16 protein-coding genes, 2 tRNA genes and 1 pseudogene are annotated in these 20,937 nt (G+C 65.7%); 10 read left to right on the top strand and 9 right to left on the bottom strand.

All coding sequences use genetic code 11. The features are described from left to right. Positions 1 to 3: 3 nt before the first annotated feature. From ABD188_RS01945 to ABD188_RS01925, 5 genes are all read left to right on the top strand, one after another. Positions 4 to 1,758 carry a hypothetical protein gene (locus ABD188_RS01945; RefSeq protein ID WP_344058004.1) on the top strand — a complete coding sequence of 585 codons (1,755 nt, stop codon included), beginning with the start codon at positions 4 to 6 and terminating at the stop codon, positions 1,756 to 1,758. Beyond that, on the top strand, positions 1,755 to 2,666 hold the full coding sequence (locus ABD188_RS01940) for a lipase family protein (RefSeq protein ID WP_344058002.1): 912 nt from the start codon (positions 1,755 to 1,757) through the stop codon (positions 2,664 to 2,666). Before ABD188_RS01945 ends, ABD188_RS01940 begins: the two co-directional genes overlap by 4 nt. A 107-nt stretch (positions 2,667 to 2,773) precedes the next feature. Beyond that, a tRNA-Ser gene (locus tag ABD188_RS01935) sits at positions 2,774 to 2,858 on the top strand. A 34-nt stretch (positions 2,859 to 2,892) separates the two neighbouring features. Then, positions 2,893 to 4,185 (top strand): LCP family protein, encoded by a 1,293-nt coding sequence (locus ABD188_RS01930; RefSeq protein WP_344058000.1) that lies wholly within the window; start codon positions 2,893 to 2,895, stop codon positions 4,183 to 4,185. A 135-nt stretch (positions 4,186 to 4,320) separates the two neighbouring features. Next, positions 4,321 to 4,412: transfer RNA gene (locus ABD188_RS01925), tRNA-Ser, on the top strand. Positions 4,413 to 4,678: 266 nt separating this feature from the next. Here the strand turns inward: ABD188_RS01925 and ABD188_RS01920 are convergent. Further along, positions 4,679 to 5,410 carry a phosphatase PAP2 family protein gene (locus ABD188_RS01920; protein WP_344057998.1) on the bottom strand — a complete coding sequence of 244 codons (732 nt, stop codon included), beginning with the start codon at positions 5,408 to 5,410 and terminating at the stop codon, positions 4,679 to 4,681. A gap of 95 nt (positions 5,411 to 5,505) precedes the next feature. Between ABD188_RS01920 and ABD188_RS01915 the strand changes: the two genes are divergently transcribed. The 4 genes from ABD188_RS01915 (at position 5,506) to ABD188_RS01900 (ending at position 12,102) form a co-directional block, all read left to right on the top strand. Further along, the gene (locus tag ABD188_RS01915) at positions 5,506 to 6,483 is read left to right on the top strand and encodes an SDR family NAD(P)-dependent oxidoreductase (RefSeq protein ID WP_425561316.1); all 978 of its coding nucleotides are present in this window, start codon (positions 5,506 to 5,508) and stop codon (positions 6,481 to 6,483) included. A 719-nt stretch (positions 6,484 to 7,202) separates the two neighbouring features. Further along, positions 7,203 to 8,555, top strand: a complete 1,353-nt coding sequence (locus tag ABD188_RS01910) for a GH1 family beta-glucosidase (RefSeq protein WP_344057994.1) — start codon at positions 7,203 to 7,205, stop codon at positions 8,553 to 8,555. A 5-nt stretch (positions 8,556 to 8,560) separates the two neighbouring features. Continuing rightward, positions 8,561 to 9,148, top strand: a complete 588-nt coding sequence (locus ABD188_RS01905; RefSeq protein WP_344057992.1) for a TetR/AcrR family transcriptional regulator — start codon at positions 8,561 to 8,563, stop codon at positions 9,146 to 9,148. Positions 9,149 to 9,153: 5 nt separating this feature from the next. Next, the gene (locus tag ABD188_RS01900; RefSeq protein ID WP_344057990.1) at positions 9,154 to 12,102 is read left to right on the top strand and encodes a glycoside hydrolase family 9 protein; all 2,949 of its coding nucleotides are present in this window, start codon (positions 9,154 to 9,156) and stop codon (positions 12,100 to 12,102) included. A 1,355-nt stretch (positions 12,103 to 13,457) separates the two neighbouring features. Here ABD188_RS01900 and ABD188_RS01895 read toward each other — a convergent pair. The 8 genes and pseudogenes from ABD188_RS01895 to ABD188_RS01860 all read right to left on the bottom strand — a co-directional run bounded on the left by ABD188_RS01895 (position 13,458) and on the right by ABD188_RS01860 (position 20,050). Continuing rightward, positions 13,458 to 13,889: a hypothetical protein gene (locus ABD188_RS01895; protein WP_344057989.1), complete on the bottom strand. Its 432-nt coding sequence runs from the start codon at positions 13,887 to 13,889 to the stop codon at positions 13,458 to 13,460. A gap of 93 nt (positions 13,890 to 13,982) precedes the next feature. Beyond that, complete coding sequence (locus tag ABD188_RS01890; protein WP_344057988.1) at positions 13,983 to 14,927, bottom strand: ATP-grasp domain-containing protein; 945 nt, start codon at positions 14,925 to 14,927, stop codon at positions 13,983 to 13,985. A 3-nt stretch (positions 14,928 to 14,930) separates the two neighbouring features. Then, the gene (locus ABD188_RS01885; protein WP_344057986.1) at positions 14,931 to 15,326 is read right to left on the bottom strand and encodes a hypothetical protein; all 396 of its coding nucleotides are present in this window, start codon (positions 15,324 to 15,326) and stop codon (positions 14,931 to 14,933) included. A gap of 1 nt (position 15,327) precedes the next feature. Next, complete coding sequence (locus ABD188_RS01880) at positions 15,328 to 15,765, bottom strand: hypothetical protein (protein WP_344057984.1); 438 nt, start codon at positions 15,763 to 15,765, stop codon at positions 15,328 to 15,330. A 217-nt stretch (positions 15,766 to 15,982) separates the two neighbouring features. Next, positions 15,983 to 16,612: a hypothetical protein gene (locus tag ABD188_RS01875; protein ID WP_344057983.1), complete on the bottom strand. Its 630-nt coding sequence runs from the start codon at positions 16,610 to 16,612 to the stop codon at positions 15,983 to 15,985. 1,292 nt (positions 16,613 to 17,904) lie between these two features. Beyond that, the gene (locus tag ABD188_RS01870; protein WP_344057981.1) at positions 17,905 to 18,336 is read right to left on the bottom strand and encodes a hypothetical protein; all 432 of its coding nucleotides are present in this window, start codon (positions 18,334 to 18,336) and stop codon (positions 17,905 to 17,907) included. Positions 18,337 to 19,079: 743 nt separating this feature from the next. Further along, positions 19,080 to 19,410 (bottom strand): annotated as a pseudogene (locus ABD188_RS01865) (ATP-binding cassette domain-containing protein); the annotation flags it as partial. 115 nt (positions 19,411 to 19,525) lie between these two features. Beyond that, positions 19,526 to 20,050, bottom strand: a complete 525-nt coding sequence (locus ABD188_RS01860) for a DUF6326 family protein (protein WP_344057979.1) — start codon at positions 20,048 to 20,050, stop codon at positions 19,526 to 19,528. A 100-nt stretch (positions 20,051 to 20,150) separates the two neighbouring features. On the opposite strand from ABD188_RS01860, the gene ABD188_RS01855 reads away from it, so the two are divergent. Further along, the gene (locus tag ABD188_RS01855) at positions 20,151 to 20,816 is read left to right on the top strand and encodes a TetR/AcrR family transcriptional regulator C-terminal domain-containing protein (protein WP_344057977.1); all 666 of its coding nucleotides are present in this window, start codon (positions 20,151 to 20,153) and stop codon (positions 20,814 to 20,816) included. The last annotated feature ends 121 nt before the right edge of the window (positions 20,817 to 20,937 follow it).

The following is a 20,937-nucleotide window of genomic DNA, read 5'->3' as shown; positions in this document are numbered from 1 at the left end:
AGCATGGAGCGAGCCCTCGTCCTGATCGGCGTCAGCAAGACCGGTGGTGGGCTCGCCCCCCTGAACGCCGTGGAGGCCGGTCTCGATGAGATGACCGAGTGGGCGAAGCGCCAGAAGATCCGCCGCATCCACCGGATCAGCGATGCCGGTGGCACGCCGGTGACTGCGAAGGCCGTACATGCCCGCATCAAGAAGCTGTGCGATCTGAAGACGATCGATCAGCTCATCGTCTATTTCACGGGACACGGCGTGACTGTCGGACAAGAGGAGTATCTGCTGCTCTCGGGAGCTCCCACCGACCTGGGCGAGGCGATCTACGTCCAGGGCAGCGCCGCGGCGGCCGCGCTGTCACCGGTCGGCAACATCGTGCTGATCTCCGATGCGTGCCGCAGCGATGCGGAGGGCAGCTTCCGGAACCTCCGGGGTGCCGTCATCTTCCCCGGCTACGCGGGCGACGACGAGCCGAAGGTCGACCGCCTCTACGCCGCTCCGCTCGGCAGCGCCGCATACGAGGTCGTGGACGAGCACGGGGTGTCTCATCCGATCTACACCGAATCGCTCGTCGCGACGCTCGACGGCGCGCATCCGCAGATCGTCGAGCCTGACGAGGATCCTGCCTTCGGCATCGTGCGACTGCGGCGCGGGCTGCAGGACATCCTCGCCGAGGACGTGGTGAACAGACTGGGCGCACTGAAGGTGCCCCTCGACATCTCGCAGCGACCCAAGGTCTGGGCCGTCTCGGACTCGACGATTTCGCGAGTGGCGCTGACGGCCGAGATCGTTCCCGGGGGAGTCGGCGCACGTCCGGGCGGCACGGTCAGCGCCAAGGGCGACCCGGTCGTGCGGCTCCGCGACCTCATGCGCGGTCTCGCCGGGCTTCCCGCGGAAGCGCACGTCGGCAGGCTCGGCGCGCTGAACGACCTCGTCGTCATCGCGGACCCCCGACTCGCCGCGCAGACCCTCGGCGACGGCGTTGCGGACCCCGCGGCACGCCCAGGCCAGAACCCGTTCACCGCCGCCCACGACCGGTCGCCGACGGGCCGCATCGTGGTGAGCGGCGCGACCGTGGCGTCCGCAGAGTGCGACGATGCCGACGTGCTGGTGTCAGCCGGCGCGATCACGGTCGAGCCGGCGCGCGACACACTCGCCATGGATGTCGTGCTGCGCCTCGACGACGACTCCGGCGTGATCCTGCCCTCGGCGGCATCCGTCACCACGGTTGCGACCTTCGCCGGAGGTGAGCTGCGCGATGTCGCCTTCGTCGGCGATCCCGCCGCTGCCGTGAACATCGATGCCCAGCGCCTGCGCGGGGCGGTGGCGGCTCGCATGCGGATCAACGACCTGTGGCTGACCGGCGACGAGTGCGACGCTCTGCTCGCGGCGGTCCTGCGGCCGGACGGCTGCGATCCGACGCTCGCGCTGTACACCGCGTACGTCCTGCACGACCTGAAGCGCAGGGATGACGTGCGCCTCGTCGACGACGCCGTGCGGGCACAGTGGGGGTTCCGGCTGTTCGATCTCGCGATGCTGACGGGCGACCTCGACGGCAGGACGCCGACCGCGGAGGACGAAGTGCACCCCGCGACACCCTTGCTGCAGCGCGGATGGTCGACCGTGCGGATCAAGGGAATCGACCTGGGTGACGGGCTCGACGGCATCCCCGCCCATCTGCTCCCCTCGATCTGGACTCAGGTCGACGGCGACGGTATCGAGATCCTGCGTCGCGCGCGACGCGATCAGAGCAAGGAGGAGCAATGACCCGCGTCAACCGTGAGCTCGTTTTCGTTCATGGACGGGCCCAGCAGCACAAAGACCCCGAGGCCCTCAAAGCGGAGTGGATATCGGACCTGAAGGCGGGCCTCGCCAAGTCCGACTTGGAGTTGCCGATCGACGAGACGGCCGTCAGATACCCCTTCTACGGTGACACGCTCGTCGACCTCGTCAGCGGTCGCTCCGGTGAAGACGCCGCCGAGGTGGTCGTGAAGGGCGCCGCCGACGACGCCGCCGAACGTGCGTTCTTCGAGGCCTTCCTCGGGGAGACCAAAGACAGGTTCGGCATCACGGACGCCCAGCTGACCGCGGCGATGGGCGGCGATCCCGTCGTCGGCAAGGGCATCCAGAACTGGCCCATCGTGCTCGGGATCCTCAAGGCTCTCGACGACAATCTCGACTGGGTGAGCGGTGGCGCCATTGCGATCGCCACGAACGACGTCTATCACTACCTGACGAACATCCGCATCTCGAAGGTCATCGACGACGGAGTGCGTCAGGCCATGACCCCGGATGTCGAGACCGTCGTCGTCGCGCACTCGCTCGGCACGATCGTCGCGTACAAGCTGCTGCGTCGGGAGGGCGAGGCGGCGGGGTGGAAGGTGCCGCACTTCATCACGCTGGGATCGCCGCTCGGAGTGCGGACCGTGACCAACGTGCTCGCGCCGCTGCAGCATCCGAAAGTCGTGACGAAGTGGTCGAACGCTTACGATCCACACGACGTCGTGGCGCTGCATCCGCTCGAGAAGCCCTGGTTCGGCGTGAAGCCGGGCATCGCCAACAAGGGCGATGTCGTCAACGACACCGGCAACAAGCACGGCATCAGCGGCTACCTCGGCGACAAGGAGGTCGCACGCTGGATCTACGACGCGCTGACCGCCCCTAGCGGTCCCTGAGCTTGCCGAAGGGCCTTCAGAGGTTTGCCAGGCGTCGCTGGCACAATGGGGAAGCAGTGCCGTCGGATAGACTCGACGCCTGTTCGACGGATGCTTCGGCACCGCCGGGAGGGTTGTCCGAGCGGCCGATGGACCTGGTCTTGAAAACCAGTGGGCAGCAATGTCCCGTGGGTTCGAATCCCACACCCTCCGCAGATTGAGGGAACCCCGCCCCCGAGAGGACCCCGTGAGCCAGACGACCAAGCCCGCGAAGCGTGGCCGTCACACCGTTGCACGGCACGGTGAGTTGAAGTCGCCGCATCCGTTCGCCCTGCTGATGAGGTTCGTCGGCATCGTGGTGGCGGTCGTCCTCGTTTCGGGCGCTGGGGTTGCGGCCTACGCGGCTATCGATCTCACGCAGAGCTTCACCAACGGCGCAGTCGCGCTCGAGGGGCAAGACGCCGTGCCGCCCGACATCGGGGCGATCGAGGGCGGTGTGAACCTCTTCCTCGCGGGCACGGATGCCTGCGAGCCCGAGTACGCCGGATACTTCGGCGATCGGTGCACCGGCGCCGACGCCAGCGGCGAGCTCAACGACGTCAACATGCTCGTGCACATCTCGGATGCACCGCGTCGTGTGACGGTCATCTCGTTCCCACGCGATCTGATGCTCCCGATCCCGTCATGCACCCGCGAAGACGGCAGTGAGACATCGGCGATGAGCAAGCAGCCCATCAACTCGGCCTACACCGTCGGCGGGCTCTCGTGCGTCGTGAAGACCGTGTCTCAGCTGAGCGGGCAGAACATCCCGTTCGCGGCGAAGATCACCTGGGGCGGCGTGATCGAGCTCACCAACGCCGTCGGCGGCGTCGAGGTGTGCCTCGCCTCCGGCATCCGGGACAAGTACACCGGCATCGACTGGCCCGCCGGCAACCGCACGATCCAGGGTGTCGAGGCACTGCAGTTCCTCCGCACGCGGCATGGTGTCGGTGATGGCAGCGACCTCGGTCGCATCTCGAACCAGCAGCAGTACATGTCGCGCCTCGGGCGCAAGCTCATGAGCGAAGACGTGCTCTCGAACCCGGCGACGCTGTACAAGCTCGCGACGACCGCGGTCGACAACATCACACCGAGCCAGAGCCTCGCGAACCCGCTGACCCTGGTGCAGATCGCGCTCGCCGTGAAGAACGTGCCGTTCGACGAGATCACCTTCCTGCAGTACCCCGTGGTCGGCGACCCGTCTGACCCGAACAAGGTCGTGCCCGATGAGGCCGCCGCCGAAGCGCTCTGGGCCGCACTCGCCGCAAACCAGCCCCTGGTGATCACCGGCGAGGCCGGATCGAACGACGGTGTCGTCGTCGTAGAACCGACGCCGAGCGCCACGACGTCCGCGACGCCCGACGCCACGCCGTCGGCGACCCCGACACCAGGCGGGACGCCGGCCCCGACCGACACGGCCATCGAGCTGCCGGATTCCATCAACGGCTCTACGCTCGCGCAGGAGACCTGCTCCAACGGAAACCTCCGCGGGACCGGTTAGCGGCAATTGGGCTTTGCCGGCTTGCCTGCTTAGCCTGCTTTGCCTGTCGGCAGCGGGACCTGCTCGTTCGTGCGCACCGGCGGGAGCGGTTATGATTGCTGGGCGCATCCGTGTGGTTTCGGCCGCTGGATGCCTGGAGACGTCGCATAGTTCGGCCTAGTGCACCACCCTGCTAAGGTGGAGTCCCCTCACGGGGACCGAGGGTTCAAATCCCTCCGTCTCCGCCACAGAAACCCCTGGTAAAACAGGGTTTTTCTTGTTCAGTGACTCTGGTCGAAACCTGCCAACGTGGACGCTTTGAGCGCTCCGTGGTCCCCCAAGGGTCCCCCAGCGGGGACCCTTGGGGGACCCTTGAGTGCGTCGCGCTCGTGCCGCAGCTGCGTTCTAGAGGCCGGCACACCCGTAGTTCCGGGCCCGCGACGTCCACAGAGCACTGGGAGCGCTACACCCCGCGAGGGTGTTGCCCCTTTGGGCGCCAGTGGCCCGAAACATCTCAGGTTCGGGACCTCTCTGCGGGCGGCTCGGGGGGAGCGACCTTGATCCAGATCGGTGGATGTGGGGTTCGACGCTCGCGGTAGAGCAGGAATGCGAACGGCGCCCAGATGATGACGGCGACGGCGACGCCGATGAGCATCCCGCCGATGGTGTCAGATATCCAGTGCGCCCCGAGGTAGGTGCGGCTCAGCATCATCAGCAATGTGTAGACAGCCCCTGCGATCCACACCCAGGTGCGCCAGAAGATGATTCCCAGCGTTGTCGCGATGAGGGCTGCGTTAGCGCTGTGGCCGGACGGGAACGAGCCGAAGTCTGACACGACGAGAATGTCGGTCGGGCGCGGACGACCAACGAAATTCTTGATGACGAGAACGAGCAGTTCGCTCGCGATCGTGGCACAGACGCAGTAAAGAGCTGCCCACGGCCTTCGCCAGATCAGCAGGCCGGTGATGATGGTGATCGGAACAATGGCGATTCCGCTGATACCGCCGCCGACCCAGTTGAAAACGAGCGCGGGGATTGTGAAGATCGGCGCACGGGCCTCGACCAGCTCTCCCATCCACTCCACTTCGAAACCGAAGGGCTTGTCGGCCTGACGGTAGAAGATGAGTGCGCCGAGTAGCACGACGAGGAGTAGCGCAGCGGCCGCCGAAACCACCCACCACAAACGAGCGATCCGCACCGGCGCAGGAGCTGCACCGTCGACGAACTCCGAGACCTTGTCGTCCATCCCCCGATCGTACGGTTCAGCGTTCGCAGTCTTTGAGGGCTTGACACTTACGTGACCGTTCGCGGTCGCTAGACGCGATCCACCGCCGCACCGACATGCAAGACAAGGCGCGCATCCCTGAGAATGGATGCTCCGTCGATCGCGTCGTTGGCGCGGATCGTCCGCGACGCCGGTGTCGCCCAGGTCGAGCCGCGGAAGAAGCCGTGGGCGGCACTTGTGCTTCGTGGCCATCGGAGGCACCGTTGCCCTGCGCGAGTCTCTCGAGGCAACGAGCGCGGGAAGGGGACCTGCCGTTGTTGACAGGACATGACGTGGTCGTCACGGGAGCGAGTAGCGGTATTGGGCGTCAGATCGTCATCGTGCTGGCTGAGGCGGGCGCGCGAGTGATGGCCGTGGCGAGACGGGAGGCCGCTCTCGCAGAGCTCGCGCGAACTGTCCGTCCGCCTGCTCCGCCGCTGATACTGGTCGCTGCGGACGTTGTCCGTCCGGATGGTATATCGGCTCTTCGGGAGGCCATGGAGGCTGAGGCTTTCCAACCCGACCTGCTCGTGAACGTCGCTGGAACATTCGGGCCGATCGCTCTCGTCGGCGACGTGGAACCGGAGAGCTGGGTCGAAGCGGTTGAGACGAACCTGTTGTCCGTGTTCCGCATGTGCGCCGAAATCGTGCCGCGGATGCGGTCTCAAGGCCGCGGAATAATCCTCAATGCCACCTCTGCCGCGAGTCTGGACATCCAAGCCGGCAACTCTGCCTACGGCACGAGCAAGGCCGCGGTCAACCACTTCACGCGACAGCTCGCCCTCGAACTCGAGAGCTCGGGCGTTGTGGCGGATGTCTTCCATCCGGGCGACGTTCGGACCGAAATGTTCGAAGACATTCGGGCGGCGGCAGCGGTGGCCGGCGATGCGGGAGCCGGGTATCGGGACTGGGTGGCACTTATGGATGAGACAGGCGGCGATCCCCTGGACGAGGCGGCCGAACTGGTCCTCCGCGTGGCGATGTCCCCCGACCCACCGAACGGGCGGTTCCTCTGGATCGACGGCGGGATCACCGCGCCACGCGCGACATGGTGACCCCAGGGCTAGCGGACTCAGCGCGAACCAGGAGTTGCGGAGGATGCGGTGTTTGGCGTGCGAGATGACTCGTGTAGGAGCGGATTCTCGCCTGTGATGGGCGAATCGACGCCCTGCTAAGGTGGGTCCCCTCACGGGGACCGAGGGTTCAAATCCCTCCGTCTCCGCAGAAAAACCCCAGTTCAGCTGGGATTTTTCGTTTGCCTCGACTCGAGCGTGGATCGTGCGTGGAGTGCGTGGAGAGGACTGAGTGCGAACCGTCTGTTCGCCTGAGTTCGCGCGCGGTACGCATCCGCGCCTTCTGGCAGCAATCGCCCAAAGTAAATATCAGATGAGATTGCCAAATTGCGCGCAAAGTAGCCCACCTTTCCGGAGTGGAGCACCCGCCCGCGCTAGGAACCCGAGTTGGCGGCGGAAAGTACAGACCCAATGTGCCCTTCGCGACCGCGGAGCAGCCCAGCCCCGACGCCGCCTGCGATCGCCCTGTGGATCATCGACCCGAACGATGACCGACTGCGTGGTGACCGGTTCCTGTGCCTCGTTGCCCATCCGGGCATGGGCGCACTATCTATGTTTAGTGAAATAGCGGTAGGGTGTTCCACGGCGTCGTCTAGAAAGAACGAGTGAGAACACAGTGGTGAGCTCGAGGGAGAACACGGCTGTTCCAAACACCCAATCAAGCGCGATCTCCGCATTCCGATTCCATTTGGAGCAGACCGATGTCTGAAGTCCGATTCCCCGACGACTTCGTGTTCGGGGCAGCTACGAGCGCCTACCAGATCGAAGGCGCCTGGAACGAGGCCGGCAAAGGGCGCTCCATCTGGGATACGTTCTCGCAAACCCCGGGCAACGTGTGGAATGACATCTCCGGCGATGTCGCTGTCGATCATTACCACCGCTGGCGGGAGGACATCGCGCTGATGAAGGAGATCGGCCTCGATTCGTACCGGTTCTCGCTGAGCTGGTCGCGACTGCTGCCCGAGGGAACCGGACGCGTGAACGAAGAGGGTGTGGCGTTCTACAGCCGGCTGATCGATGGTCTGCTCGAAGCGGGGATCTCGCCCAACGTCACCCTGTACCACTGGGATCTGCCGCAGGCGCTTCAGGACAGGGGCGGATGGGCCAACCGCGACATCGTCGACTGGTTCGCAGAGTACGCAGCGCTGGTGTTCGATCGATTCGGTGACCGGGTGGCCCGGTGGGTGACGATCAACGAGCCCATCGCGCTGTGGGTGGGCTACGGACTGGGGATCTTCGCTCCCGGAATCGCCGACGAACGCGTCGGCAAGCAGGCGATGCACCACGCCATGCTGGCGCACGGTCGTGCTGTCGAAGCCTTCCGCGCGTCATCCGCCATCGGCGAGATCGGCATCGTCCTGGACATCTGGGCTCGCCATCCCGCCACCGACTCGCCGGCGGATCGAGACCTTGCCGTGCGCGACGAGGACGACGGATTCCGCTTCTTCCTCGACGAGCTGTTCACGGGCCGGCCGAGCGCGAGAATAGTCGAGCGGCTGACGGCGTCGGGGATCATGCCCGCAATCCTCCCTGGGGACGAGCGCGTCGTCACGGCGCCCATCGACTTCCTGGGGCTCAACGTCTACTCACGGGTGGTCGTCAGCGCGGAGGACTACAACCCCCGCTGGTGGGAGGCCGCGGACTCTCACCCCGGGGGCAACTATCTGACCAACGGGATGGAGTATTACCCGACCGCACTAACGGATGCCGTCACCATGGTCAAGGACGACTACGGGGTCACGCTCCCGCTGTTCATCACCGAGAACGGCATCTCGCTTCCCGCCGATGCGGTGGTCGACGGAGCAGTACACGATCCTGAGCGCATCGACTACCTGGCCGGGTTCCTGGCGGAGGCCGGGCGGGCGGTGGCGGCCGGGGCCGACATCCGCGGCTTCTATGTGTGGTCGCTGCTCGACAACTATGAGTGGTCCGCGAGCCTCAGCGAGCGGTATGGACTCATCCACGTCGACCACTCCACCCAGGCTCGGACGATGAAAGACTCTGCACGCTGGTACGCCGACGTCATCCGCAACGGTCGTGTGGCCGAACGATGAGCGACGTGCCGTCCGTCACGAACCCGCGCCGGCGACGCCTGACCCCCGAGGCGCGCAAGGCGGAGATCCTCGACGTCACGCTCGCGCTCCTCACGGTGAAGGGCTACTGGGGCCTGACGTTCGCAGACGTGGCCAAGGGTGCCGGCATCACCTTCCAGGCTGTCTTGCACTACTTCCCCACCAAGGACGACCTCATGCTCGGTGTGCTCTCGCGCAGAGACGAGGTCGACATCCGATCCGTTGCACCACAGGATCATCCGGTCAACGATGCGGCAGAGTTCACCGACGTCATCGCTCGACTGATCGCGCGCAACGCCGAGCGCCCCGAACTCATCCGCCTCTACGCCGTGCTGTCGGCGGAGTCATTGCACGCCGATCATCCGGCACACGAGTATTTCCGCGAGCGTCAGGTCAGATCGCTCCGCGAGCTGAGCGATCTGGCTCGCTCTTGGTACGACGACCCTGACGAGTTGGCGCTGCAGGTGAACTGCGAGCTGGACGGTCTGCAGATCTTCTGGCTGCGCGATCGCGACGTGGACATGGTGGCCCGATGGAGAGCGTGGGCCCGCAACTACCTAGACGTAAAGGACTAGACGACATGGCGCATCACCACGCCGGGGCCGAGGTCTCGTGGACCGAACGGCCCCTGCTGCACGCCGACATGACGGCATCCCTCGACCGCAAGAGCCTCGAGAAGCCCGTGCTGAAGCGGCAGCCGATCGACGACATGGAGACCGACTCGGACTGGCGGCCCAGCCCTGTCATCGAGCTCGGCTACACGACCGATCGCTCCGTTTCCGGGACGCGATCCCTGCGGATGTCGACACTGCTGCGCAATCCCGACTACATCCGGGCCAGCCGTGAACCCAACGGGACGTTCTCCGGGCAGGCGGTGCTCTTCGAAGGGACCCCGTTCTCCGCAGTGATCGCCAAACACTTCGACGTGCCGCAGGACTGGTCCGAGTACAACCGGCTGTCGCTGTGGGTCTACGTGCACCCCACCGACCACACCACAATCGCGTTCGCGCTCGGATTCCTCAGCGAAGGATCGGCCGCCGGCCCCGAAGACCCCATCGCGATCCACTACTTCAGCGACCTCGAAGCGGGTGCCTGGAACCACCTCGCGTGGGAGATCCCGGAGATACGACGGGATGCCGTCACCGAGATCACCGTCTTCCAGCCCACCTTCGGTGTGACCGGGTCAGACCCGCGAATCACGTACGACCTCGACGCGCTGCAGGTCGAACTGGTCGACGCGGAAGTGCCCGAAGGCTGGAGTGTGCCGGAGGGCACGATCTCCTACAGCCACTTCGGGTACACCCGCGGTGCGCAGAAGCTCGCGACGGCGCCCGCAGGAGAGGCCGCAGAGTTCGAGGTGCTCTCTCGTGATGGCCAGGTCGTCGCAGCACTGCCTGCGGCCGTGATCGCCAACGAGCGCGGCTCATGGATGCAGCTCGATTTCTCGACGTTCACCGGCGAGGGGGAGTGGCGCCTCCGCTACGACGGGGTCGAGACCGAGGTCTTCCCGATCGCCGACGACGCGCATCTGCCGCTGGTCGAAGCAACACTGAACGCCTTCTACGGACTGCGCTGCGGATGGCCCGTGCCGGGCGTGCACGGTGTGTGTCACACCGACGTGTTCTCGGAACACGAAGGAGATCGACGGAGCGTGGCGGGCGGCTGGCACGATGCCGCCAACCTCACCCAGGGGCCGGGGCGGACCCACCTCTCGATCTACGCCCTGAGCGACCTCGCCGACTCGCTGTACGCGCGAGGGGCGGCAGCGCTCGCCGATCGTGCGCGGGAGGAGGTCTGCTGGGGGATCGCGTGGTCCCTCGGCACCCGCTTCGGCGCGGGACTCCGGGCTCTCTACAACGACGCGTCGTACTACACCGACGGCATCGTCGGCACAGATGACGACGTGGTTCAGGAGGGGCGCGGTGGGGTCCGCTACGACGAGTTCCAGAACATCCTGGGCGTACTCGCGATGGCCCGGGCTGCGCGCACCATCGGCGACCACGACGCGGAAACCGCGGAACGGCTGATCGTCGCGGCCGGCGAGGACTTCGCCATCACATATGACGGGCTGGTCCCTCCCGGCACGGCCGAGCCGGTCGCGATCAACGCGAGCTCGTGGCGCGACCGGGTGGGCTACCTGTGTCTTGCCGCGGTCGAACTGTACCGCGCGACCGGTGACCTGCAGTATCGGGATGCCGCGATCAGACTGGGCCGGTGGGTGCTCGACCTGCAGGAGACCCGGTTCGTTGCCGACGTTCCCATTACGGGCTTCTTCTACGAGGATGCCGCGCGCACGCGGATCGTGCATGAGTATCACGACGGGTTCGAGGACTCCGGTCTGCTGGCCCTTGCCGCGCTACGCGAAGAGTTCGTCGACAGCGACGACTGGATCGAATGGCACACCGGGCTGGCCCTCTACGCGGACTACTTCTGCCAGCTCGGCAGTGAGGCATCTGCTCCATTCGGGATGATCCCCGCCGCGGTGTGGCGCGCGGCGGACCTCGACGCGCCCCTTCCGCCCGACCCGGTGGTGGATTTCATCCACCTGTTGCCGCCCACGCCGCTCTTCCCGACGCCGCCGATGCCCGACTTGGTGCGCGAGCAGATGCAGCGGATGTTCGAGGATGGCGTGGACCTCGGCGGCGAACACCGGCTGCGCCGATTCCCGCTCTGGTGCGACCACGTGCGCCACGGCGCGACCACGGTGCACCTCGGCAAGACGATCGGCCTTGCCCAGGCAGCGATCGCCCGGGGAAGCTCGGCAGACATGAATCTGGCGTCGCGCCAGCTCGAGTGGGTCGTTGGCGCGAATCCGTTCTCGCGGTCGCTCGTCTACGGCGTCGGACACGACTGGTGGCAGAACTTCTCGGCGGAGCTCCCCAATCTCGTCGGAGGGTTGTCGCTCGGCTTCAACTCCTACACCGGTGACACGCCGGCGTGGGGGAACAACGCGGTCTTCCCCTACAAGGAGCAGTGGGTCTACTCATCGAGCCGGATGGCGATGGTCCTCGCCCGGGTGGGGACGCCCGCACGGGTGCGTGGGGACGCTGCCGCGGGCGCGACCTTCACGAGGCTCGTGACCGGCGAGGTATGGGTTGTTGCTCCCGGCAGTTTCGACCTGATGATTCCAGCCGGCGAGTACGACGTACTGTTCGGCGGAGCACGAACCTCGCTGGCAGTGGTTGACGGCGCGCACCTCGAGATCCGACTTGATGAGTCTCAATGGTTGACGCTCGAGCTGCTGGTGGAGACGAGCTCGACCGCAGACATCCGCGTCATCGTCGGAGTATCGGGTGAAGGCTCGCACTCGATCGCCCTAAGGAGGCACAATCTCGACGACATGGCCACCGAAGTCCTCGACGTGGAGCTCGCACGCGGAGCCATCCAAAGGTTCGAGCTCGATCTGCAGGTCACCGATGCCGCAGCCCCGTGGATGCTCGTTGCCGTCCCCGATCGTGACGTGAGTGCGTCGCGCGAGGTGGGTGGATCGGTCCTGGCTCAGCAGAGATATTCAACCAGCGGAGAATAGATGGAGACCGCTCAAACGGGGATCGGCGCGGCGGCAGCGACGATCCTCGTTCGGCCAGGTGTGCCACCTCGCTGAGTCGGCGGCGTGCGTACTCAGCGCGAACCGAGAGTTGTGGTGGATGCGGTGTCTTGAGTGTTCAAGCGGCCCGGCACGTGCGTGTTTTCGCCTGTGATGGGCGAATCGACGCCCTGCTAAGGTGGAGTCCCCTCACGGGGACCGAGGGTTCAAATCCCTCCGTCTCCGCAGAAAAATCACTGATCAGGGGCCCAAATCCTGCGCTAAATTCTCGCGTCCAAATGCCTCCATCGGAGGCATTTTCGCTCTCCAGGGGTCCCCCAGGGGACCCTTGGGGACCCCTGCGGTGCGCCATCCGCATTGCGCTCGCTTTCTGGAGCTCCCAACACGCGTGTGATTCCGCGGTTGTGATCCGCGAATAGCACTCAGGGGACTACACCCTTCCATAGGTGGTGTCCCCCTGATTACCTGACGGCTCTGAGTCAGCGTTCGTTGGACGCACTGACATCAGGCACCTCCTCAAACGGGACACTCGGGCTCACCGAGTTGGCGCGGTGACGCGACGTCTCGAATGACACCCACGGCAGCGCGCAAGAGGACTGGATTACGGCGGTGGCGCACGGGCTTTCGCACGTTGAGGAAGCCGACTTCATTCGGTCCTCATGGCACGGTTGGGCGATGGATGCACCCTCGCAGTCGACCCACAAGGGCAGTGAATGACTGACCTCCGCGACACTGTCGAGCCGACCGCTCACCACCTAGACGGTGTGTCATGCCCCCTCTCGTTGCACAAGAACTCCTTGGAGTAGACCGGGCTTATGGTCCACCCGGACGAGTTGGAGTGGGTAGGGCTGGCCGCATTTGAGCTGCTCAACCCTGACCGCAGAGAATTGGCGGCCGTCTACCCGGCGAGTTTCGTCGAACCCCCGTCCGTACGCGCGTCCGATGAGCTCGTCGAGGTGGCACGGCCGGATCTGGGCAGCCCGCCATCAAAAATGCGGTGCTTGATCTCGCCATTGCGAGGGGACACACGGAGTCGCTATTTAGGGCCGACTATCGGGCCGTGGCCCGCACGGCGGTCTCCAGAATGCATCGCCCCACCACGCGGGACAAATAGCTCATCAACGACGCTGTCGATGACGGATTACGAGGAGGGCAGCCGCAGCTCATGGTCGACCTGTAGAGGATGCCCAACTCATTGCCTCACAGATTCCCCCAGCACGGGCAGACCTAGGCGCCGGATCTCGGCTTCCGGGGGCAGCCGGGCATCAGTGCCGTGCGGCCGAATTCGCGCTCGACGCGCGGGAAGGCTGATCTCGATCACGAGCGGCGCCGCGGAGTCAGAACGAGGCCGACTCGAGCACCGCCGTTCCCGAGTCGTCGAGTTCCGATCCGGTCGACCCGTCGTCGGTCTGATCCAAGACTCCGCCGGACAACGTCGAGGTCACGGTCGAGAGGTCGGTCGAGGTGGTGTTCGACGCCGAGGCATAAAGCAGCGAGGGGTCGTTGCGCTCTCCAGCGAGGAACGGGCGGACCTTGAAGACCTGGACGATCGTCTCGGGACGCTCCATGTCAACCTCGACCACCTCGGAGCCTGAGGTCAGCGTCTCGACCCGGCGCAGGTCGGCGATCTCCGCGATCGGGATCGCTATGACTCCGGTCCGCACCGCGACATGAAGCCGATCGCCGCTCTTGCCGACCGCGACCCCGCGGACCGTCGTCTTCGTGGATACTTCGGACAGATTCCCCAGTAGGTCATCGAGCTCGGACATCGCCCGTCCTCCTATCCGCACTCGCCGGTGTTAACTATGGTCCTCTCCATCCCGGCGGCTGTCCACTCCGCGCAGACCCACGGGTGCAGGAGATCACGCCTGCCGATTCTCCAGCCCCGCCAGATACCGAGCCATGCCCGCCGCGATCGGCAGTCCCGTGAGGATCTCGATGTAAAGGAACTGGCCCTGCGGGTTCAGCTCGAGGAAGTAGAAGGTGCCGTCCCACGCCTGCTTGAGGTCGATCGTCGCGAAGGTCAGACCGAGCAGTCCCATGAGGTCGATGAGCGCCGCCGCGAGCGCCGGGGGAAGCTCGAAAGGAATGATCGGCACGTCGACGTCGAGACGCGAGTCGACATGCTTCGCCGAAGCGCCGCCCTCGATGGATGCCGCGTAGCAGGTCGTGCCGATGACCGTGACACGCAGATCTCGAGGCCCCTCGATCAGCTCCTGGAAGATCGTGGGAACGAGGGGAAGACGCGCCAGGTCGCTGCGGTGACGCTCCTCCCAGCGCAGCGTCGCGAGGAGCCGGTCCCGGGGGCTGTTCATCGTCTTGTGAACGACACGGCCGCCGTGCTCGTCGATGAAGCCGCCGGCCTCGAGCGGATCGCTCGTTATGAGGGTATCGGGAATCGTGAGCCCGGCACGCGGCGCGCGAGCAAGCTGCGCCGGCTTGGTCGCCGACCGCTGCGCGTCGAGCGGGCTCACCGCGTGCGGACCGTCGAGCAGCCCGTAGAGCAGATCCCGCCACTCCGCCGCGACGAAGCTGCGCTGGTCGATGCCGAGGATCGACGGAGGGATGGTGGCGGGGCCGACGCGGCGGGTCCACACCGCGTCCACCTCATCGAGATCGAACGCTCGGTGGTCGTCGAGCGGGCGCACCGATCGCCGAGCGCGGTCGGTGCCGTACCGAAGCGACGCCACGGACGTGTTCGCCGCGGTCCGCCAGTCGAGGATCGCCGCGGGCGCGCCGATGTGCTCGATCTCCTGTGCGACGCGGCGCGCGTGCACGTCCTCGTCAGAGGCGACGATGAGGATCACTCGTCAGCTCGCGAGATTCCAGCGCTGCAGATACTCGCGCTCGAGCTGATCGAAGACCGGGGAGCGGATCTCGGAGAGCGCGTCCGTGCGCGTGCGATAGGGGAACGTCTCCGCTCCGAAGGACTCCCCCAGCTGCAGGGCATCCCCGTCCTGCAACGCGAGGACGGGGGCACCCGCACGCACGACGGCTTCGACCGGGACGGCCCCGCGGCCCGATTCGGCGCCCGCTGTCTCGAGGCTCACCACATCGTCGAGGGAAAGGTCGATGCAGGTCTCGGCCAAGAGCAGCCGGAGGCGCCCCACGGGTGCCCCGACGGCGACACCGTACGCCCGGATGACGCCGCTGTCGGGATCAGCGAGCTGCGGAAGCCTCTCGAGCCACTCCCGTTCGAACGCCACGTTAGTACCAGGTGCTCTCGATCTCGATGGCGGCCGAGTCGTCGACGATCGGCGAGCCCGGACCGTCGTCGGTCTGGTCTTGTGCGAGCGGACGCCCCGTGAGGGTCGCCGTCTCGGTCGTCCTCTCTCCCGTCAGGCTGAAACCCGCGGGGGAGGAATACACCGCAGAGTCGATACGCTCACCGGGTGCGATCGGGCGGACCTTGAGCACCTGCACGATCTTTTCGGGATGAGCCACATCCACCTCGACCGCCTGCGAACCCGAACTCAGGGTCTCGCCACGGCGCAGATCGACGATCTCGCTCAGGGGAATCGCGATCACACCCGTCCTCACCGCGACACGCAGCGAGTCGTGGGTCTTGCCGATCGCGAGCCCACGGACCGTCGTCGTGGATGACACCTCCGACAGCCGCCCCAGAACCTCATCGAGATCCGACATCGCTCATACTCCATCCGGCGGCTTCCTCGCACCCCGCGGCCCGCCACCACCATGGTGCTCCCCTCCTCGGAGGATGTCCACCGCTCCTGGCGCTAGCCGCGAGCTTGGAGTGGCTGCGCCGGCGCATCCCGCGCTGAGCGGCTGGCGACGCGCTCGGCGCGGCGAGTGCGCCGCAAGTTCCTCGCCGCTCTCAGCACCTCGAACTTCCAAGACGTCGCTACGACGTGGTCTTCGACTGCTCCGAATCGTCCAGCGGCTGCTTTCCTTGGGGAGGAGGCTCGGACCGAGTTGCGTACCGCTCTCGGATAGCCGCGAGCGAGTTCGAGTCTGCGGACAGAGCGAGCGCCTCCTCAAACGGCCATGCAACGACGTCGCGGCCGCTGGGCAGAGCTTGCCCCCGGATGGGGACATCGCTGTATACGACCGCGGACAGGACCAGCAGCGACTGGGTGCCGCCGAACAGAAGGAGCTCGCTCGTCGTGCCGGTGAAGGCGGGTGGGTCTGGGTTCCAACCGCCGCGCATGTCGTCAGCAATCGTCGTGAACTCCTGCAGATTCAACGTCCCGCCGTAGAACTTGACGGTGGTGGCGATGACGGGGTCTCGGTCCTGGTAGTGCACGTGCAATTGGACACGCGCTGCGACCTCGGCTGAGACGGCGTCCTTGGCGGGGAAGATCCCCGTCAAGATCTGACTTGTCGGATCGTCCTGACTGAGGCTGCCGCCGGTGAACGCGGCGAGGAAGCCGCCCGGCGGCGTGCTCCATACGAAGGCGCCGCCCAGGTAATAGTGCGGGGATTCTGAGTACTCGATGAACGGCCGCACGGCGTCCCAGGTGACTGCAGTCATTGGTTCGTTCCCTTCCAGTTACACGAGTTGTTCTGCCACGCGGCCTTGCCGACCATTCGCCAGTAGCAAGCGACTTCGGAGCAGTCGCAATGCGCAACCCTTATCGAGCTGTCGGCGCCCCTGTCGCTGACCGCCTCCCACCCCGATTCCGAGGACCTGATGGAACTCTGCCTGCGACCCGTGCAGTTCCGGTTTCGCAGCGGCACCGCTGGGCACGTTCCAACTCTGCTCCTTCGGGAGCCATTCGGCTGACCATGAGACCGCATCCGTATCCAAGTCAGTTACGCTCCAGCCTGGACTCGGTCGCCTGCGACTGTATTACTCGCTTCGCCCCGATTAGGCAAGTGCAGTTGTGCATTGCCTTCATAACCGAGTGCCGCCCGCGGATCGACAGGTCGAGGTGTGCCGTATGGCTGGTCCAGGTGCTCGGCCGACGGATCCCCGACCCCGACTGCAGCGGTCCGCGTCCGCCGATGGTTGCGTCTCACCTCGGGGTTGCCGCGCGGCCCGGCGGCAATGAGCAGCGATGGATTGCATGGGGAGCCTGACCCGCTGTTCCGGACACTTGAGTTGCGGCCATGATCGTCTCGGAAGGAGTCCGTGAGATGCCGGTGCCCCGTGCCGTGGGATTGACAACATGTGACCGTCGCAGCACCCCGCAAACATCGACCTGCTCCAAGGGTCCCCCAGGGGTCCCCGAGGATCCCGCGGACGCCATTGTTTGACGACTGTGGAGTGCGACGAGTGTCAGGAGTGTGAACCCGGCCAGTCCAGAAACGCCCAGATGAAGTGGACAAACTGCGTGAGTCCGGGGCTGGACGGCCGCCACGCCTCCGAGCCCGTGGAACGGCGATTTCGCCCTGCTAAGGTGGAGTCCCCTCACGGGGGACCGAGGGTTAAAACCCCTCCGTGTCCGCAAAGAAACCCCAGTTCAACTGGGGTTTTTCTTTACCTGCCGACGAATCTGGAATTGTGTGTGGAGTGCGTGGAGAGGACTGAGTGCGAACCGCCGGTTCGCCTGGGTTCGCATCCGGTACGCGTAAGCGTCCTCTGGCTGCAAATGTCCAAAGTGATTGCCCGCGCAACTGCACGCGGTCGAGGTCGCGCCGAGCCGGGTGCTGGCTACTCAAGATGGATGTCCTCCCGACGCGCAACACAAAGACCCACTCAGAATTGATCCGTCAGGCGCTCACCGCGCACGAAGCACGAACTTCACGACGCCGGGACCGGGTTGCACCACAGCAGGCATTAGCGCCCGAACTCGCTTATCGGGGTGGCCCGTCGCTCCGGACCTATCCGGTGCCGCCGGGCAACCCGGCATCCGTAGGTTCTGGAGGCGTGGGTGGTTCCGGGGGCGGCGGCGGAGCCTCCTCGCCCGAGCCACTGAACGCGGCGTATGCGCCGATCACCACAGCGGCGAGAATGATGTATCCCCACATTCCCCCGTCGTTGTCGATCATGTTGTTCTCGGTGAGTCCGACACTTCGCGCGACTTCGTTCGCGGTGGCGAAGTCGTTCCGCAGCACTGCACCTTGGATGCTCATGATGGCGTCGGGGTTGCGTTCGATGAGCTCCAGGATGAACTGCGTGTCGTATTTCATCTGAGCCAGATGAGCATCGGTGAACTCATCCGGTAGCTCGACTCGAAGCGTCTGATCAGTGTGTATGAGCGTTCCCAGTCGTTCGGCCCTGTGGCCGATGATGCCAAGCCGTAGTTCGGGCATCGCGTGCTCCTTACTCGTGAGATCTCATCGTTCACGAGGGGCGGTCATCGTCGAGAGCGTTCCGCCGGACCGCTCACTCCATAGTGCTGCCCCACCCAAAGAGTAGTTGGTCCCTCTGCTTCCATAAAGGGGTCTTGAGCACGGGGACGATTCGATGCACGATCTGCTGTGGCTATCGACCGGGGAGTACCACCGGCGCATCACGATAATTTGCTCCTGCCGAATCGTCACCACGTCAGGGAAGACCAAACCAGCACGCTGAGAGCCGTACGCGCGCGCCGTGACCAGGCAGCGCACGGCTACGACCTCCTCCGCGCCGTCGCCCCAGGCGGTTGAGCCAACTGCGACTTCGAGCTGACCTCGCCGGTCGACGAATCGCACCTTAAGGCCGAGGTGGCGCGACTCGCGACGATCAGAGGCGAACAACTTCGGGTCACCCGGATGACGGGCCCGTGAGACGCATGCCCGAGCGCAGCCCTGATCGTTCCAATACCCGAGCGTTTCCCCCGCCGGCTGAGTCGCGCGGGGTCTTCCTCTCCCTCCGCGCCGATTCTCGGCGGGATCGTTGCCGGGCGAGCGCCCGCCGCGGTCCCCGATCCGGCATGGCCCGCATCGGGATCCGACTCGAGCGATCAACGTCCATCCTTCCCGACCTGCCGAGGGCGTGATGCGCGACGAGTTCGGAGGGCGAGTCGCCGAGGCATGTGCTGAGCTGAACGCCCGACTGGACCCGCTTTTCAGCGCCCCTTGGGGTCGAGCCCGTTGACCGGCTCGTCGAGGATGAGCGTCCTGGGGTCGCTTAGGAGGGCGGCGGCGATGCCCAGGCGCGGGCCCGTGCCAAGGGAGAACCATCGAACGCACTTGGTCGCGACCCCGGCCAGGCCGGTCATTTCGATGACCTCGCTGACGACGTCGGCCGGTCCAGCCCCACGATCATGCGCATGGTCGTGGACTTTGCCGGCGCCGTTCGGGCCGAGGACCCCCGTGACGGTTCCCGGGCGCGATCGTGAAGCTGAGGGAGTTTACGGCGGTGGCGTCGCCGTAGCGCTTGGGGAGTTCGTGCGCCTCGATCATGACCGGGCCCGTTCTGGGGATGGGGTGGGACGGAGTGCTCAACAGCGAACGCTGAGACAGGTGACCGTGCCCGCGGGTGGCGCGAGCGAAGGTTGGTCGGTCGCGGGGCGGGAAGTCAGGCCTGCTGCGGCGCGGGGAGTGGCCCGCTGTCGAGGCTGGCTGCCAGGGTTGCCGGCGATGCGGTGCGGCGTGGCCAGGTCCAGGCGGAGCGCAGGATGAAGGCCAGGATCAGCACCTCGATTCCGATCGAGAGGCCGTAGAAGAAAGCCCACTCCCAGGTCGCCCCTGCCGCGTTGAACACCGAGTAGGGGATGTAGAGCGATGCCACGACGAGGTTCGTGGCGCGGTTCACCCGGGCGGGCAGCGTCATGGACAGCATCACCATCAGGGCGGGGATCGCCACGGACGCGAGCATGATGGTCAACAACGTCGAGCTGACGTCGAACCTCCAGACCAGGCCATTCAGGATGCCGTCGACGACGCCGGGCTTGTAGAAGTTGAAGATGTCGACGTAGACGTAGAGGAACATGAAACTGGTCCATGCGGCGGCGAGCTTGGCGTGCACCGGAATGCGCAGCTTTTCCAGCGTGCTCTGGGACGGCGGATTCCCTGGTGCGGTGTGGGATTGAGGCGTTCTCATCACAATGCTCCTTGGCTTGATTCGTTAGATTCGGGACTTACAGTTGTAAGGACCGGTCCCAACCATAGCCTTACAGGCGTAAGTGCGCAAGGATGGGAAAATGACGCGGCGCGAACCACTGAGCAGGGAGGGGATCATTGCCGCGGCCGCCGCCGTCGCCGACCGCGCAGGTGTCGCCGCCGTGAGCATGCGCAGTGTCGCGAAGGTGCTCGGCGTAGAGGCGATGTCGCTCTACCATCACGTCCCAAGCAAGGAGGCGCTGCTCGACGACCTCGTCGACTGGGTATTCGAGAGGATCGAGGTGCCCGAGGTCGGCGATACCTGGCGGGAGGCGTTGACCGGCCGGGCACGATCGGCACGGTCGGTGCTCACCGCTCATCCGTGGGCGCTCGGGATGATGGTGCGCCAGAACCCCGGGCCAGCGCTGCTGCAGGACCACGACCGGCTGATTGGCGTGCTCATGACCGAGGGCTTCAGCGCCGCGCTCGCAACACACGCGTTTTCGGCGATCGACGCCTACGTGTACGGGTTCGCGCTGACCGAGACCAGCCTGCCGTTCAAACCCGGGGACGGCGCCGAGGAGGCATTCGCCGTCCGGGTTGCGGCGTCGGCGGAGCTGTATCCGCACATTGCGCGCTCCCGCGCCGAGCTGTTCGGCGATGGCGGTTACGCATTCGCGGACGAGTTCGACTACGGGTTGGAGCTGTTGCTAGAGGGCTTGGAGCGTCGGGTCGCCGACGAGGGCCCCGCGCTACGCGAGCGTTAGCGCATGCATCCGTCATCCCCGTAGAGGGATCCCAATCGCACGCACTCAGGTCCGCACGCCATCTGCCCCTATCGAGCATGGCCCGCATGGGGATCAGCTACGACGACCGGAACATCGCGAG

Source organism: Microbacterium pumilum (assembly GCF_039530225.1).
GTDB lineage: Bacteria > Actinomycetota > Actinomycetes > Actinomycetales > Microbacteriaceae > Microbacterium > Microbacterium pumilum.
This window is presented reverse-complemented; position numbering and strand designations above follow the sequence as displayed.